This window comes from Stenotrophomonas sp. CC22-02, assembly GCF_004365115.1.
Taxonomy (GTDB): domain Bacteria; phylum Pseudomonadota; class Gammaproteobacteria; order Xanthomonadales; family Xanthomonadaceae; genus Stenotrophomonas; species Stenotrophomonas forensis.
The window spans coordinates 1-15,385 of record NZ_SOCO01000001.1 but is presented as its reverse complement, the minus strand read 5'-3'; the positions used below and the strand labels follow the sequence as shown (position 1 = coordinate 15,385).

The 15,385-nt window shown below is 68.3% G+C and carries 12 protein-coding genes; 4 read left to right on the top strand and 8 right to left on the bottom strand.

Features of this window, described 5'->3' with window-relative positions; genetic code table 11:
- Positions 1-8: 8 nt before the first annotated feature.
- The gene (locus N440_RS00060; RefSeq protein ID WP_133933687.1) at positions 9-419 is read right to left on the bottom strand and encodes a DoxX family protein; all 411 of its coding nucleotides are present in this window, start codon (positions 417-419) and stop codon (positions 9-11) included.
- A 96-nt stretch (positions 420-515) separates the two neighbouring features.
- Here N440_RS00060 and N440_RS00055 point away from each other — a divergent pair, with 96 nt between their 5' ends.
- Positions 516-1,397: a LysR family transcriptional regulator gene (locus N440_RS00055; protein WP_133933686.1), complete on the top strand. Its 882-nt coding sequence runs from the start codon at positions 516-518 to the stop codon at positions 1,395-1,397.
- 47 nt (positions 1,398-1,444) lie between these two features.
- Here the strand turns inward: N440_RS00055 and N440_RS00050 are convergent, their stop codons facing one another.
- Positions 1,445-4,507, bottom strand: coding sequence for an EAL domain-containing protein (locus N440_RS00050; RefSeq protein ID WP_133933685.1), 3,063 nt, complete (start codon positions 4,505-4,507; stop codon positions 1,445-1,447).
- A 176-nt stretch (positions 4,508-4,683) separates the two neighbouring features.
- On the opposite strand from N440_RS00050, the gene N440_RS00045 reads away from it, so the two are divergent.
- Positions 4,684-6,795, top strand: a complete 2,112-nt coding sequence (locus N440_RS00045) for a M13 family metallopeptidase (protein ID WP_133933684.1) — start codon at positions 4,684-4,686, stop codon at positions 6,793-6,795.
- Positions 6,796-6,901: 106 nt separating this feature from the next.
- Here N440_RS00045 and N440_RS00040 read toward each other — a convergent pair whose 3' ends face one another.
- Together N440_RS00040 and N440_RS00035 are read right to left on the bottom strand one after the other, a co-directional pair.
- Positions 6,902-8,074, bottom strand: coding sequence for an MFS transporter (locus N440_RS00040; protein ID WP_133933683.1), 1,173 nt, complete (start codon positions 8,072-8,074; stop codon positions 6,902-6,904).
- A complete protein-coding gene (locus N440_RS00035) occupies positions 8,071-9,288 on the bottom strand; it encodes an MFS transporter (RefSeq protein WP_133933682.1) in 1,218 nt (405 codons plus the stop codon). The genes N440_RS00040 and N440_RS00035 overlap by 4 nt, the downstream gene beginning before the upstream one ends.
- A gap of 133 nt (positions 9,289-9,421) precedes the next feature.
- On the opposite strand from N440_RS00035, the gene N440_RS00030 reads away from it, so the two are divergent.
- A complete protein-coding gene (locus N440_RS00030) occupies positions 9,422-10,009 on the top strand; it encodes a TetR family transcriptional regulator (RefSeq protein WP_133933681.1) in 588 nt (195 codons plus the stop codon).
- Between the two features lie 355 nt (positions 10,010-10,364).
- Complete coding sequence (locus N440_RS00025; RefSeq protein WP_004153965.1) at positions 10,365-10,979, top strand: hypothetical protein; 615 nt, start codon at positions 10,365-10,367, stop codon at positions 10,977-10,979.
- 39 nt (positions 10,980-11,018) lie between these two features.
- On the opposite strand, the gene N440_RS00020 is transcribed toward N440_RS00025, so the two are convergent.
- The 4 genes from N440_RS00020 to N440_RS00005 all read right to left on the bottom strand — a co-directional run bounded on the left by N440_RS00020 (position 11,019) and on the right by N440_RS00005 (position 15,250).
- Complete coding sequence (locus N440_RS00020) at positions 11,019-11,363, bottom strand: hypothetical protein (protein WP_133933680.1); 345 nt, start codon at positions 11,361-11,363, stop codon at positions 11,019-11,021.
- An 18-nt stretch (positions 11,364-11,381) separates the two neighbouring features.
- Complete coding sequence (locus tag N440_RS00015) at positions 11,382-12,152, bottom strand: LytTR family DNA-binding domain-containing protein (RefSeq protein ID WP_133933679.1); 771 nt, start codon at positions 12,150-12,152, stop codon at positions 11,382-11,384.
- Positions 12,142-13,401, bottom strand: coding sequence for a histidine kinase (locus tag N440_RS00010; RefSeq protein ID WP_133933678.1), 1,260 nt, complete (start codon positions 13,399-13,401; stop codon positions 12,142-12,144). Before N440_RS00010 ends, N440_RS00015 begins: the two co-directional genes overlap by 11 nt.
- Before the next feature lie 199 nt (positions 13,402-13,600).
- Positions 13,601-15,250, bottom strand: coding sequence for a M28 family metallopeptidase (locus tag N440_RS00005; RefSeq protein WP_133933677.1), 1,650 nt, complete (start codon positions 15,248-15,250; stop codon positions 13,601-13,603).
- Positions 15,251-15,385 lie beyond the last annotated feature (135 nt).

The following is a 15,385-nucleotide window of genomic DNA, read 5'->3' as shown; positions in this document are numbered from 1 at the left end:
GGCGGCGATCAGCGCGAGCGCAGGGTCCACTTGCCATCGCCGACCAGGAACAGCACCACCAGCGCCAGCGCCCAGAACGCCGGGTATTCCCAGCCGCCGCCGGCATTGGCGAAACCGAAGCCGTTGGCGCCGTGCACGGTGACGATGGTGCCCAGCAGCAGCGGCACGCCGATCAGGCCGACCCAGCGTGCGTAGATGCCCAGCAGCAGCGCGGCGGTGATCACCAGCTCGACGGTGATGGTGAGATAGCCGAGCACGCCGGGCAGGCCCAGCGACTCGAAGAACGCCGCCGTACCGGCCGGAGTGAATACCAGCAGCTTGGTCAGTGCGTGGACCAGGAACAGCACGCCCAGGGCCAGGCGCAGCAGGGTGGCGCCGTACGGGGCCAGCGGCGAAACAGAAGCAGTGGGGGTGTGCATGGCAAAGCACCTTGAAGGGAGTGGACACAGGTTATTGCGCCTTCACGGGCCGATAAATACGATCGTTTGACCGTATTTATTTCAAAAGGCGCAACAATGGACACCCTCGAGGCGATGCGCGTGTTCGTGGCCGTGGTCGAGCGCAACGGCTTCAGCGCCGCCGCGCAGGCGCTGGACCTGTCCACGGCCGGGGTCACCCGCCAGGTCGCCGCGCTGGAAAAACGCCTGTCCACCCGCCTGCTCCACCGCACCACGCGCCGGGTCAGCCCGACCAGTGCCGGTGCGGCCTATTACGCCCAGTGCGTGCGCCTGCTGGCCGAGTTCGACGCGCTGGAGGCCAGCATCGGCGCGCAGGCGCTGGAGCCCTCCGGCACGCTGCGCATCAACGCACCGGTCAGCTGGGGCATCGCCCGCCTCGGCCCCTTGTTGGCCAGCTACCGTGAGCGCTTCCCGCAGGTGGAGCTGGACCTGGCCCTGTCCGACCGGCTGGTGGACATGGTCGAGGAAGGCTACGACGTGGCCATCCGCATCACCCGCGAGCCCGGCCCGACGCTGATCGCGCGCCGCCTCGGCCAATCGCGGGTGAGCCTGTGCGCCGCGCCCTCGTACCTGGCGGCGCGTGGCACGCCGCAGACCCCGCAGGACCTGGCGGCACACGCGTGCCTGAGCTACAGCTACTGGGCCGCCGGCAACAACTGGCCGCTGCAGGGGCCCGGCGGCGAAGTGAAGGTGGCGGTGAGCAGCCTGCTGCACGCCAACAACGGCGATGTGCTGCGCGAAGCGGCGATCGCCGGCATGGGCGTGATCCTGCAGCCGGATTTCCTGCTGGAAGACGCGCTGGCCGATGGCCGCCTGGTGCGCGTGCTGCCGGAGTGGGAGGCCTCGCCGATCGGCATTTTCGCGGTCTATACCAGCCGCAGCCATCTGGCACCGAAGGTGCGCAGCTTCATCGACCACCTGGTGGAGGCCGGGGTGTAGCCGAGTCTGGCGTTTGCCGGCCGCTGGCCGGCAGATACGAAACCCGCTCAGGCCGCCACTTCATCCAGCGCATCGATGATCTGCTCCAGCGGCGCCGGCCGACCCAGCAGGTAGCCCTGCACCTGGTCGCAGCCGTGTGCGGCCAGCCAGTCCAGCTGCCCCGGCGTCTCCACGCCTTCGGCGATGATGGTCAAGCCCATGCTGTGGCCCAGTGACAGCAGCGCGCGGCAGATCGACGCATTGCGCGGGTTGGTTTCCACGTCCGCCACGAAGCTGCGGTCGATCTTCAGGATGTCCAGCGGCAGGTGCTGCAGGTAGGACATGCTGGAGTAACCGGTGCCGAAGTCATCCAGCGACACGCTGATGCCTTCCTCGTGCAGGCGCTGCATGGTCTGCATCGCCTGCGCCGGCTTGCGCATCAGGCTGCTCTCGGTCAGCTCAACGTGCAGCGCGCCGCGGGCCAGCCCGAACTCCTGCTGGGCGCGGGTGAACTCGGCCACCAGGTCACTGTTGAAGAACTGCACCGCCGAGACATTCACCGCGATCGGCAACTCGCCCCAGCCGGCCTCGACCAGCCGGCGCTGCGCCTTCGCCGCCGCGCGGATCACCCAGCGGCCCAGCGCCAGGATCAGGCCGGTCTCCTCGCACAGCTGGATGAACTCGTTGGGCGGAATGAAGCTGCCATCGGCCTGCGGCCAGCGCAGCAGGGCCTCCAGCGCGGCCGGGCTGCCATCGCCGGCATGCCGGATCGGCTGGAAGTACAGCTGGAATTCGTTGTCGATAGCGGCATGGATGCGCCCGGCCAGGCGCAGGCGGTCGGCCAGCCGCGTGGTCACCGCCGCATCGAACCACACCACCACGTTGCCTTCCGCACGCGCTGCGTGGGCGGCCTGCGCGGCCATGCCGATGACCTGCTCGGCGGAGTGGCCGTCACCCGGCACATGCACCGCCACGCCCACCCGCGGCTCGAACTGGTGCAGCGAATCCTTGCCCCGCATCGGCGCCGACACGATCTGCAGCAGATCATCCAGCACGCGCTGGGTATCGTGGCCGGTACCGATGGCGAACACGAAGTCCTCCGCCGGCTGGAATGCCAGCGTGCCGCAGCGCGCGCCCAGCCCACCGAGGCGGGTCGCCATCGACTGCAGCACCGCATCGCCGATCTCGCGCCCCAGCGTATCGGCCACCAGCTGCAGGCCGCGCAGCTGCACGAAGGCGATGGTGTAGCCCTCCTGCTGCTCGTCCAGCTGCCCGGTCAACGCACGCACGTTGAGCAGGCCAGTGGCCGGGTTGTGCCGCGCCTGGTAAGCCAGATCGCGCTCATAGGCCAGCCGTTCGCTGACATCCTCGGCCAGCACCAGGCACGCCGGCTGGCCATCGAAATCGAGCTTGGACAGGTGCGCGCGCACTTCGAACACACTGCCGTCCTTGCGCCGGTGCAGGCGCACGGTGGCGTCCTGCAGTTCGCCCACGCGGGCCTTGGCAATCGCCCCCTTCACCTCGTCCCAGCCTTCGCGCGGGCGGATGTCGAGGATGCTCATCGCCAGGAATTCCTCGCGGCTGTAGCCGTACTGGCGCACCGCGGCGTCGTTGACCTCGATGAAGCGCAGTGTGTCCGGGTCGAACACCCAGAACGGCGCCGGGTTGCGGTCGAACAACAGGCGGAAGCGGCGTTCCACTTCGCTCATCTGTTCGCGCGCCTGGTAGCGCTCGCTCAGGTCGGTCAGCGCACCGATCATGCGCCGTTCGCTATCGTCCACTTCCACCCGCTGCCCGCGCGCGCCGACCCAGCGCACCTCGCCACCGGGCAGTACCAGGCGGAACACCTGGTCGAGCACGGCGCCACCGGCGAACGCCTGGTCGAAGGCCTGCTGCAGGCGCGCGGCATCATCGCGATGCACGCGCGCGAAGAAGTCGGCGACCGGCAGGGCATCGGTCTGCACGCCGAAGATCTCGCGCGCCAGCGGCGACCAGCGCAGCAGTGCGGCGTCCTCGTCCACGTACCACGTGCAGACGCGCCCGACCTGGTGGGCCAGGCGCAGTTCGGCATGACCGGCCTTCAGTTCCTCGGCCATCGATTGCTGGCGGCGGGTAGTGCGACGCACCGCGTACAGCAGCACCAGCAGCACCGCGATGTAGGCCAGCACGATGGCGATCGACGCCTGCAGGTAGGGCCACCATGGCGCCAGTACGTCTTCGTCCGCCAATCCAATCTGTACCGCCAGCGGGCTGCGGTCGAGCGTGCTGATGGTGGTGATGCGCGGCACGCCATCGACCGCGCCGGCCAGGCTGCCCAGTTCGACCACGGCCTGGGTACCGAGCAGGTCGCGGCGCGGCAGGTTGTAGCGGCGCCCCACCGTGCCATGCGGATCCGGCACGCGGGCCAGCATGTAGCCCTCGGCATCGCTGATCGAGACCAGGCCATTGGGGCCGACATCCAGGCCACCGGCAATGCGTTGCAGTTCGGCACAGCGCAGCCGCGCCAACAACCAGCGATCACCGGCCATCGGCAGTGCCAGCGGCACCACCCAGCTGCCATCGCCGACCCGCAACGGCGGCCCGATGTACAGCGCACTGCCCTGCCCGCGTCGCTGCGGGTCGGTCCACAGCGGCAGCTGCAGGTCGCCCTGGCCGGCGGTCAGTGCTCGGCCGTAACTGTCGAGCACGACGATGCTGTGCAGTTCGGCATGGCGCCTCAGCACGCCGCCGATGGCAGCGTCCAGCAACGCCGGTGCCTGCACCGGCACGCTGCGGAACAGCTCGCCGGCATCGGCGGCAATGCCCGACATCGCCCGCTCCAGGTTGCGCAGCTCCAGCGCCAGCAGGCGTTCACTGCCCACCGCCAGCGCGCGGCTCTGGCGCTGCGCGGCCTCCAGCCGGCGCTGGTGGTCGTTGACCAGCATGGTGGCCAGGCCCGTCACCAGCAGTACACCCAGCAGCACGCCGCCCCAGGTGATGGCGCGCAGCGGCCGGGCCAACGCCCGTTTCAGCGCCGGCATCGGTCGATCTTCCTTGTGCAGTCGGCTGGCTTCATGCGCGAACGAATCCTCCACGTCCCCGACCTCAACGGCCGGCGGACGCCATTCTTGACGCCTGACCCGACCCCGCATGGCCACCTCCCCGTGACCACGCAGGGCTCCTGGCACCAGCATGCACCACCCCGGTTACGGCGTGAAGATCGCTTCGGCGCGTTCAGCCAGATCCTGCACAGGACAAGCGGCACAACGGGTCGGCCAGGCGGGCCCGGGCGGATTAGACTTGGAGTTTTCCGCTGCAAGAGAACTCCATGTCCAAGCTGCGCCGCCCCACCCTGGCACTGGCCATCATGGCCAGCCTGTCCCTGGCCGCCTGCGACCGCCCGGCCGATCCGGCCGCCGGCACCGCCGCGCCGGCCGATGCCGCGCCCGCTGCCGCCAAGCCGATGCTGGGCAGCTTCGGCTTCGATGCCAGCGGCATGGACCGCAGCATCGCCGCCGGCGACGATTTCTTCGGCTTCGCCAACGGCACCTGGGTGAAAAACACCGAGATTCCGGCCGACCGTTCGCGCTTCGGCAGCTTCAATGTGATCGCCGAGAAGACCCTGGCCGACACCCGCGCCATTCTCGAAGGCGCGGCCGGCAACGCCCAGGCCAGCGGCGATGACAAGCTGATCGGCGATTACTACGCCGCCTACATGGACGAGGCCGGCATCGAGCAGCACGGCATCGCGCCAGTGCAGCCGCAGCTGAAGGCCATCGATGCGATCGCCGACAAGGCCGGGTTGGCGCGCGCGCTGGGCGGCGACATGCGCGCCGACGTCGACCTGCTCAACGCCACCAACTTCTATACCGACCGCCTGTTCGGCCTGTGGGTGTCGGTGGACATGCTGCAGCCGGACCGCACCGCCCCCTATCTGGTGCAGGGCGGCCTGGGCATGCCCGACCGTGACTTCTACCTGGGCGGCGGCCGCATGGCCGAGCTGCGCAAGCAGTACCAGGCCTACATCGCGCAGATGCTGCAGCTGGCCGGCGCCGCCGACCCGGCCGGCAAGGCGCAGCGCATCCTCGCGCTGGAGACCAAGATCGCGCAGGCGCATGCCACGCAGGAAGAAACCAACGACGTGACCAAGGGCGCCAACCCCTGGACCCAGGCCGACTTCAACGCCAAGGCCCCGGGCATGGACTGGAGCGCCTTCCTCGATGCGGCGGCACTCGGCAACCAGCAGGACTTCATCGTGTGGCAGCCCAAGGCCGTCGCCGGCCTGTCAAAGCTGGTGGCCACCGAACCGCTGGACGCCTGGAAGGACTACCTCGCCTTCCACGCGCTGGACCGCGCCGCCGCCTATCTGCCGAAGAAGTTCGCCGACGCCCGCTTCGCTTTCCATGGCACCGCGCTGAGCGGCACGCCGCAGCAGAGCGACCGCTGGAAGCGTGCGGTGGATGACGCCAACCATGCGGTCGGCGAAGCCATCGGCAAGCGCTACGTCGAAAAGCACTTCGATGCCAAGACCAAGGAACGTGCGGACGAGATGGCCAAGAACATCATCGCCGCCTTCGCCAAGCGCATCGACGCACTGTCGTGGATGTCGCCGCAGACCAAGGCACATGCCAAGGCCAAGGTCGCCGGCCTGACCGTGGGCATGGGCTATCCGGAGAAGTGGCGCGACTACACCGGGCTGGAGATTCGCCGCGATGATGCGCTGGGCAATGCACAGCGCGCCGAGCTGTTCGAGTACCAGCGCAACATCGCCAAGCTGGGCAAGGCGGTCGACCACAGCGAGTGGGCGATGCTGCCGCAGACCATCAACGCGATGAACGTGCCGCTGGAAAACCGCCTGGTGTTCCCGGCCGCCATCCTGCAGCCGCCGTTCTTCGACGGGGCCGCCGACGACGCGGTGAACTACGGTGCGATCGGCGCGGTGATCGGCCACGAGATCAGCCATGGCTTCGACAACGCCGGCGCGCTGTTCGATGAAACCGGCAAGCTGCACAACTGGTGGACCGCCGAAGACCTCAAGCAGTTCAATGCCGCCGGTGACGCGCTGGCCGCGCAGTTCAGCAGCTACGAACCGTTCCCGGGCGTGCACGTGAATGGCAAGCTGACCCTGGGCGAGAACATCGCCGACGTGGCCGGCCTGGGCACGGCCTACGACGCCTACCAGCTGTCACTGCAGGGCAAGCCGGGCCAGACCCTGGAAGGCTTCAGCCCGGACCAGCGCTTCTTCCTCGGCTTCGCCCAGGCGTGGCGCAGCAAGAGCCGCGAGCAGGCGCTGCGCAACTCGCTGCTGACCGACGTGCACGCACCGGGCCAGTTCCGCGCACTGACCGTGCGCAACATCGACGCCTGGTACCCGGCGTTCGAAGTGAAGGAAGGCCAGAAGCTGTACCTGGCCCCGGACAAGCGGGTCAAGGTGTGGTGATGTAACCGGAACGGGCGCCGCAGGGCGCCCGTTTCATTTTCCGGCCTTGCTCTGGTGGGTGCCGACCCTGGTCGGCACGGGGCAGGAATCCACGCATGGTGTGGCTCTACCTGCGGGTGGTGGCAACCATCAGCAGAGCGCTCGCAGCCAACGCCGCCGCGACCCACAGATTGGCGTGCAGCCCGATGCTGTCCAGCAGCCTGCCACCGCCCCACGCCCCGGCTGCAATCCCGATGTTGAACGCACCGACATACAACGCGGTGGCGATTTCCAGGCCATGCGGCACCGCTTTCATCATCCAGCTCATCAGGCCGACCGAGACACCGCCGTAGGCCAGCCCCCACAGCAGCAGCACCGCGATGCCTCCGGCCGGCGTACCGCCGATCCACAGCAACAGCAGCGGCGTCAGCAGCAGGCCCGAGGCGATCGCCAGCAGCGTGCCGCGCGGATGGCGTGCGGCCAGTGGCCCGGCAACGAAGTTGCCGACGATGCCGGCCAGGCCATAGGCAAACAGCAGTCCGCCAATCCACGACGCATCCACACCCGATACGGCCGTCAACAACGGACGCACGTAGGTGAAGGCGATGAAGTGCCCGGCCACCAGCAGCAGGGTCAGCCACAGGCCCTGGCGCAGGCCGCGATGGCCGAGGTGCTGCACGAACTGCTTCGGCCGCACCGAGCTGGCAACCGGCAGCGCGGGAACCACCCGCAGCTGCAGCAGCATCACCGCCGCACTGAACAGTGCCATCGCCGCGAACGCACAACGCCAACCCAGCGCGTCGCCGATCAGTGCACCGAGCGGCACGCCCAGCACCGACGCCGCGGCCACGCCGCCGAAGATGATCGAGGTGGCCAGGCCGATGCGGTGCGTGGGCACCAGGCGTGCCGCCAGGCCGCCGGCGATGGCCCAGATGCCGCCCATGCAGAACCCGACCAGTACGCGCGCGGCCAGCAGCCAGCCGATGCCGGGCGCCAGCGCGGAGGCGATGTTGGCCACTGTCAGCAGGCCGAGCAGTGCACACAGGATGCGGCGACGATCGATGCCCCCGGCAGCGATCACCACCAGCGGTGCGAACAGCGCCGCCAGCAGGGCCGGCAGCGAGATCATCAGGCCGGCGGTACCGGTGGACGCGCCGAGCGCCTCGGCGATCGGGGTCAGCAGGCCGACCGGCAGCATCTCGGTGGTGACCACCGAGAACGTGGCCAGTCCGATCGCAGAGACGGCCCACCACGGATGGCGGACACGGGGCGCGGCATGCGCAGGCGAAGCAGCACTCACGGGATGCTTCCTTCAGCGCAGAGAGAGGGAACAGGCCTGCGCAGCGCACGCCAGGCAAGCAGCGCGACCGTCAGCACCGCGCCGCCCGCCACCAGCGCGACCACGAAGCCGCTGCGCACGCCACCGGCATCGACGCTGTACCCGGACAGCGCCGCGCCCAGCGCAACGCCGATGTTCAATCCGGCCAGCAGCCAGGTCATGCCTTCGGTAAGCCGCGATGCGGGCACGCGCTGTTCGACCAGCGACATCGCCACGATCATGGTGGGCGCGAAGAACAGACCGGCCAGCAGCACTGCCGCCGCCAGCGCCGGCAGCGTGCCGGCCCATGGCAGCGGCACCGTGGTCAGGGCGGTCGCCGCCGCACCCAGCAGCAACAGGCGCGACATCGGCACCTGCAGCTTCAGCGCACCGAACAGCAGGCCGGCGGCGCAGCTGCCCAGGGCATAGGCCGACAGTACCGCGCTCGCTGCCAGCGGCTGCCCGCGCTGCTCGGCGAACGCCACGCTGGTGATGTCGACGGTGCCGACGATCATGCCCATTGCCAGCATCAGCAATGCCAGCAGGCGGATCTCCGCGTGCCGCAGCAGCGAGCGCGAAGGCAACGCGGCTTCTTCGTGGGGCTGCGGCGGCGGCTCGGTACCCCGTTGCAGCACCAGTGCAGCCACGCCCACCACCAGCAGCAGGGCCGCCGCCAGGACCCCGGCCTGCGGCCACACCGCCACCGACAGCCCCACCGACAACGGTGGCCCGGCAATGAAGGTGACCTCATCGAATACCGTCTCCAGCGAGTACGCGGTCTGCAACGCCGGGCGGCCGCGATGGATCGCGGTCCAGCGCGCGCGCACCATCGCCGACACGCTGGGCATGCAGCCGGCCAGCATCGCCGCACCGAACAGCATCGCGTCCGGCGCCGCCATCACGGTGCAGGCCAGCAGCAACAGCAGGCCGGTCGCGCTGGCCGCGGCGGCCCACGGCAGCACCCGCGCCTGGCCGTACCGGTCGACCCAGCGCGACACCTGCGGCGACAGCAACGCGTAGGTCAGCACGAAGGTGGCCGACACCGCACCGGCCAGCGCATAGCTGCCGCGCAGCTGCGACAGCAGGGTGATGATGCCGATGCCGGTCATCGGCAGCGGCAGGCGGGCCAGCAACCCGGCCAGGGCAAGCCCGGCCGTGCCGGGCGCAGCGAACAGGTCGCGATAAGGGGTGGCCATCAGGATCTCCAGAGCGGCGACTTGCCTGGCGCACGGGACGCCACGACAATACATACAGAGCGTATGAATAAGAGGCTACATTCATACGCGCCGTATGTAAATAATCATGCACTGCGTATGTAAGGAGCTCTGGATGGTCCGCCGCACCCGCGCCGAGATGGAAGAAACCCGCGCCAGCCTGCTGGCCACCGCCCGCCGTGTGTTCAGCGAGCACGGCTATGCCGCCACCTCGATGGATGACCTGACCGCGCAGGCCGGGCTGACCCGTGGCGCGCTGTACCACCACTTCGGCGACAAGAAGGGCTTGCTGGCGGCGGTGGTCGCCCAGCTCGACGCCGAGACCGACCTGCGCCTGCAGGCGATCAGCGAGCGTGCCGACGACGCTTGGGACGGCTTCGTGCAGCGCTGCCGCGCCTACCTGCAGATGGCGCTGGAACCGGAGATCCAGCGCCTTGTGCTGCGTGATGCGCGTGCAGTGCTGGGGGACGCCTCGCCGGAATCGCAGCAGCACTGCGTGCAGTCGATGCAGCGCCTGATCGAACAGTTGATCGCACAGGGCGTGGTGACGCCGGTGGATGCGCAGGCGCTGGCGTCGCTGATCTACGGCAGCCTGGCCGAGGCGGCGTTCTGGATCGCCGAAGGCGAGGATGGCAATGCGCGCCTGGCGCAGGCGACGGCCGCGCTGGCGTTGCTGTTGCGTGGGTTGAGGTCGGCCGGGTAACGCCCTTCCTCGCAGGGCGTGGATCTACGGTGCATACCTGCGCTGCTGGCAGCGCGCGCGGGTCGGCATCCACCCGCCGGGTTGCGCGGTCGGGCCCGATTCCGGGCGATCACCGCCCCCATGGCCGCTCTGCGTGCTCAGCCGCGGTTTCATGTGCGGCCGCAGCACGTTTCACCCTGCGACATCCTGTCGCAGGCTGCGGCTGCGATGCTGCAATGCAGCAACATTCACCCATTCAGACAAAACCCTTACCGCGCTTGGCATTTCGCCCATTGCACGGCTCGCTGGAAGTGCTAGAACTGAACCCGCCACACCGTCCAATGCTGATCGACGCACGTTCCACAAGGAGCCAGCCATGATTGCTTTGTTCAAGGGTTTGGGACTACTGCTTCGCGACAACGAGCTCTACAGCAGCCCGTTCGAAAAACAGGTTGCGCACTGGCGCAGCCTCAGCGAGCAGCAGATCCGCGATGAAGTGGCTGTGCTGGCCCAGGCCAAGTGCCAGTGGCTGATCGCCTCGATCGTCGGCTGGCAGGCGGCCTCGCTGCTGATCCTCGGCCTGATCACCAACTACCTGTGGCGCGACGATTACCACATCACCTTCACCCGCGTGGTCGTGGTGTTCGGCTCGTGGATCTCGATCCTGTTCGTGATCTGGTTCATGGCCAACATGTTCGACCGCACGGCCGGCTTCGAGCGCTGGATGAAGGCCTTCAACAGCCGCGCCCGCATCAGTTCCAAGGCCGACAGCGTCGAGCATGTGGCCGAGGCGCTGGACCTGGCCGAACACTATCCGGAAGTGCTGGACTACAAGCAGGCGGTCACCGCCAGGCGCGAGCTGCGCCATGAGGACATCCGCATCATGACCGAGATCGGGCGCATGAAGCAGCACTCCGAACTGGTCGGACGCCTCAACCATGTGGGCGAGAACGAGCATCACCACGACCTGACGCTGCAGCCAGCCTACTGACCCTTCGGGAAAGCGGGGGGACCCACAATGCCACCGTGATCACTCACGGTGGCATTGTTCTATCGGGTCCTGGCTGACGCACTGGCGGAAGCCCTTGGGCAGGTCACGCATCGCTTCGGTCTTGCCCACCGCCACCGCGAACCGGCGCAGCGGCGGCCTGGCGCAGGCCGCATCGGTGCTGCAGGCCGGGTCCAGCACCACATAGTGGCACTGGCCGCTGCGGCTGGCGATGCACTGGAACCGCGCTTGACCTTCGACCACGGTGCCCTTGCTGTGCAGCGTATCCACGCCGTTGGCCTGGGTACGGGTGATCGAGGTAGTGCTGGATTTCTCGCAGCCGCCCAGTGACAGCGCAGCGACGCAGGCAAGCAGGAACAGGCGCATGGTGCCTCCAGGGTGGGGTTACATGCCGCGGAACAGGCTCATGAACGGTTGGCTGACCACCAGGGTTTCCGCACGCTGGCGCAAGCGCAGCACGCCGCGCCCGGTATCGTCGCGGCTCACCGCTGCCACCGCTTTCATGTTGACGATGGTGGAGCGGTGGATCTGGCGGAAATGCTGTGGATCGAGCACTTCCAGCAGCTCGCGCAACGGCGTGCGCAGCAGGCTTTCGCCAGCGGCGGTGACCACGGTGGTGTACTTGTTGTCGGCGCGGAAGTAGGCCACGTCCTCGAGCATGATCAGCTGCGTCTCGCGGCCGTTGCTGGCGGTGATCCAGGCCAGCGGCGGACGTTCCGCGCCTGCCTGCGATGGGCCCAATCGCTGCAACAGGCGCTCCAGCACGGCATCGTCCTGTCGCGTCGATGGCAGCCGCGAGAGGATGCGCTCACGGGTCGCCAGCAGCCGCTCGTCGCTGACCGGCTTCAGCAGGTAATCCATCGCGCCCTGCTCGAAGGCGTCGATGGCGTACTGATCGTAGGCGGTGACGAACACCACCTGGGTACGCGGGCTGAGTTCGGACAACGCACGCGCCACTTCGATGCCACTGATGCCGGGCATGCGGATGTCGAGGAAGGCGATGTCCGGCTGCTTCTCGGCCAGCTGCTCCAGCGCCGTGGCGCCGTCTTCGCACTCGGCCACCAGCCTCAGCTCCGGCCACAGGCGGCCCAGCTGCTCCACCAGGGATTGCCGCAGCAGTTCCTCGTCTTCGGCGATCAGCGCTTCAAGCGGCATGGCTGCGCTCCCTGCCCGACTGCGGCAGGGTCATGGTCGCGGCGACGCCGCTGGGGAAATTGGCGACGATCGCCACGCCGGCCTGCTCACCGCAGGTCAGGCGCAGGCGCTCGCGCAGGTTCTTCAGGCCGATGCCGGTACCGCTGGTGCCCTGGCCGAAGCCAAGGCCATCGTCGGCCACGGTCACGGTGACATGGTCATCGAAGCCGCGCGCCAGGATCCAGATCGTGCCACCGCCGGGCTTCGGTTCCAGACCGTGCTTGATGGCGTTCTCCACCAGCGTCTGCAGCGCCATCGCCGGCAGGTGCACGCCATGCAGTTCATTGGGCACCTGCACTTCCACCGACAAGCGTGCCCCCATGCGGATGCGCAGGATTTCCAGATAGGCGCGGGTGCGTTCCAGCTCCACGCCCAGCGTGGACACCGATTCGTCCACTTGCGGCAGCGAACTGCGCAGGTACTGGATCAGGTGACCGAGCATCTGTTCGGCACGCGCCGGGTCGGTGCGGGTCAGCACCTGGGCATTGGCCAGCGAGTTGTAGAGGAAATGCGGTTCGACCTGCGCATGCAGCAGGTTCAAGCGTGCCACCGACAGTTCCTTCTCGACCTGGGTCTGTTCAGCCGCGGCCTGCTCGTCGCGGCGCTGGTCGGCAACCCGCCGGCTGATCGCGCGGGTGACCGCTTCTGCATTCTCGTAGTTGCTGCCCTCGTCCAGTGCCAGCAGGTCGGCCCACCAACCGGCATCGGGCTCGAACAGCAGGGTGACGGTGCTGGTGCCCTGGCCCGGGGTGACCGTGGCCAGCACGCTGTTGCGCTTGATCGCCAGCCGCGCCGGCAGGTTCCAGCGCGACGGCTGGCGGCCGTTCCACAGATCGACGCGGCGTACATAGGCACGCACCTGCAGGCTGCCTGCCGAGCTTTCCACCTCTTCCACCCGCGGCAACTCGCCCACGGCCGCCTCGACCACCGCGAACGCATGGCCGGCATCCATCGGCAGTTCGATCTGCCGGCGCTGGCGCCCTGACAGGGTGGCGCCATCGAGGCGGCCGGCCACCAGCCAGACCCGCCGCACATGGGTCACCGCACTGCCCAGCGCGGAGATCATCAGGAACATCACCAGCAGCCCGAATACCCAGCCGGGGCCGTCGTTCATGCCGCTGAAAATGCCGCTCCAGACCATGCCGGCCACGAACAGTGCCGCAGCCCAGGCGAGCAGGTGACGAAGGATGAGGGAGAGGCTGGCGAACACGGCGGCGCCTTGGAGGAAGGGGGTGAGCCGAGCATAGGGCGGCCCGCCGGGCAAACAAGCGGGCTGCGACGAAGGGCCTGAAAGCGGGGATGGAAGCCGTTACGGAAATGCCGGGGACGGCCCGGCGCTACCGGGGACGGCAATGCCGGCCAGCGGCCGGCACTACCCGGGAGGCGCCGGGCGGACCCGGCGCCCTCCGTTACTTGCGCTGGTCGGCGCTGGCGTCACGCACGGCGCGGAACGACTCGTCCTTGCTCCAGTTCGGCCAGCTGCGCGAGTTGGCCAGCTGGTCGCCCAGTGTGTACAGCACTTCCAGGTCGCGGGCCGCGCCGGCAAACACCCAGTCCGGCTGCCATTCGTCACCCTGCTGGTGGTAGCGCTTGGCGGTGTAGTCTTCCGAGGCCTTCTTGCCCGCGGCTACGCCCCCGTCCACCCAGTCCTGGCCAGCCGACCAGGACAGCGCCGGCACGCCACGCTTGGCGAACGGGAAGTGATCGGAACGGAAGAACAGGCCCGCTTCCGGCTTCGGGTCCGGGGTGTAGCGGATGTCCCAACCCTTGGCCACATCCTTCAGCTGGTCCAGCAGCTCGAAGCGCGCCGCACCGTAGATGCCGAAATCGCGCGACGGGCCGAACGGCGCCATGCCGTCCATGTTGATCACCGCCACGGTCTTTTCCAGCGGGTACAGCGGATGGGTGGCGTAGTACTCCGAGCCCAGCAGGCCCTTCTCCTCGGCGGTGACCGCCAGGAACAGCACCGAACGCTGCGGGCGCTTGGCCTTGGCGAAGCCGCGCGCCAGCTCGATCAGCGAGGCGGTACCACTGGCATTGTCCAGCGCACCGTTGAAGATGCGGTCGCCGCGTGCATCCGGCTCGCCCACGCCGATGTGGTCCCAGTGTGCGCTGTAGATGATCGTCTCGTCCGGATGGCGGCTGCCTTCCAGGCGCGCGGCCACGTTGTGCGAGGTGATCACTTCGGTCTTCACCGCGTACTTCGCATCCAGGCTGGCGCCGGTCAGCGGCACCGGGGTGAAGTCGCGCTGCTGCGCCTTCTTCTTCAGCGCATCGAAGTCCTGCCCGGCCGAGCGGAACAGCTCCACGGCCAGGTCGCGCTGGATCCAGCCTTCCAGCAGCGGATGGCTCTCGGCCGGGTTGTCGCGCACCACGTCGAACATGGTGTTGGTGTTGGAACCGGCCACCGTAGCCCAGCCGTAAGAGGCCGGTGCGGTCTCGTGCACGATCAGCACGCCCAGCGCGCCCTGGCGTGCGCCTTCCTCGTACTTGTAGGTCCAACGGCCGTAATAGGTCATGCCCTTGCCGTCGAAATCACCCTGCCCGGTCTCGAAGTCCGGGTCGTTGATCAGCACCACGGCGATCTTGCCCTTCAGGTCGACGCCCTTGAAGTCGTCCCAGTTGCGCTCCGGGGCCTTCACGCCATAGCCGAGGAACACCAGTGGCGCCTTGCTGATATCAACGTCGCTGGCGCCATTCATGGCCGCACGCACGGCGATCTGCTTGCCCTGTTCCAGCGGCAGGGTCTTGCTGCCCTGGTGCAGGGCCAGCTGCGGTGCGCCGACGATGTCGCCCTTGCGCAGCGGCACGGCCTGGGTCCACAGGCGCTTGCCGTCCTTGAGGTCGCCGCCGGGCTGCAGGCCGGCATCGGCGAACTGCTTGCTGAGGTAGGCGATGGTCTTCTCTTCGCCGGCGGTGGCCGGCGAGCGCCCTTCGTAGGCGTCGGAGGCCAGTTCCTTGACGTCGGCGGAGATCCGCGCGCCGTCGAATTTCGGGGTGGCCGCCATCAATGCGCTCGACACTGACAGGGCCAGCACGCCCAGTACCACTCGTTTCATTGCTCTCTCCAGCAGGGAAATCCTTCTGGAGTGTAATGGGATTCGGCAGGGCTGCGCCCTGCACCTGCCGAAGCCAGGGCAACAGCAACAGCCCAAGCAACAGCGGTACTCCGTGGGATGGCGGGGTGGGTCCGG

Excerpts from the sequence above, each read along its gene's own strand:
- N440_RS00045 (WP_133933684.1), top strand. The coding sequence starts at position 4,684 with ATGTCCAAGCTGCGCCGCCCCACCCTGGCACTGGCCATCATGGCCAGC.
- N440_RS00050 (WP_133933685.1), bottom strand. The coding sequence starts at position 4,507 with ATGCGGGGTCGGGTCAGGCGTCAAGAATGGCGTCCGCCGGCCGTTGAG.
- N440_RS00005 (WP_133933677.1), bottom strand. The coding sequence starts at position 15,250 with ATGAAACGAGTGGTACTGGGCGTGCTGGCCCTGTCAGTGTCGAGCGCA.
- N440_RS00055 (WP_133933686.1), top strand. The coding sequence starts at position 516 with ATGGACACCCTCGAGGCGATGCGCGTGTTCGTGGCCGTGGTCGAGCGC.
- N440_RS00020 (WP_133933680.1), bottom strand. The coding sequence starts at position 11,363 with ATGCGCCTGTTCCTGCTTGCCTGCGTCGCTGCGCTGTCACTGGGCGGC.
- N440_RS00015 (WP_133933679.1), bottom strand. The coding sequence starts at position 12,152 with ATGCCGCTTGAAGCGCTGATCGCCGAAGACGAGGAACTGCTGCGGCAA.
- N440_RS00025 (WP_004153965.1), top strand. The coding sequence starts at position 10,365 with ATGATTGCTTTGTTCAAGGGTTTGGGACTACTGCTTCGCGACAACGAG.
- N440_RS00030 (WP_133933681.1), top strand. The coding sequence starts at position 9,422 with ATGGTCCGCCGCACCCGCGCCGAGATGGAAGAAACCCGCGCCAGCCTG.
- N440_RS00060 (WP_133933687.1), bottom strand. The coding sequence starts at position 419 with ATGCACACCCCCACTGCTTCTGTTTCGCCGCTGGCCCCGTACGGCGCC.
- N440_RS00035 (WP_133933682.1), bottom strand. The coding sequence starts at position 9,288 with ATGGCCACCCCTTATCGCGACCTGTTCGCTGCGCCCGGCACGGCCGGG.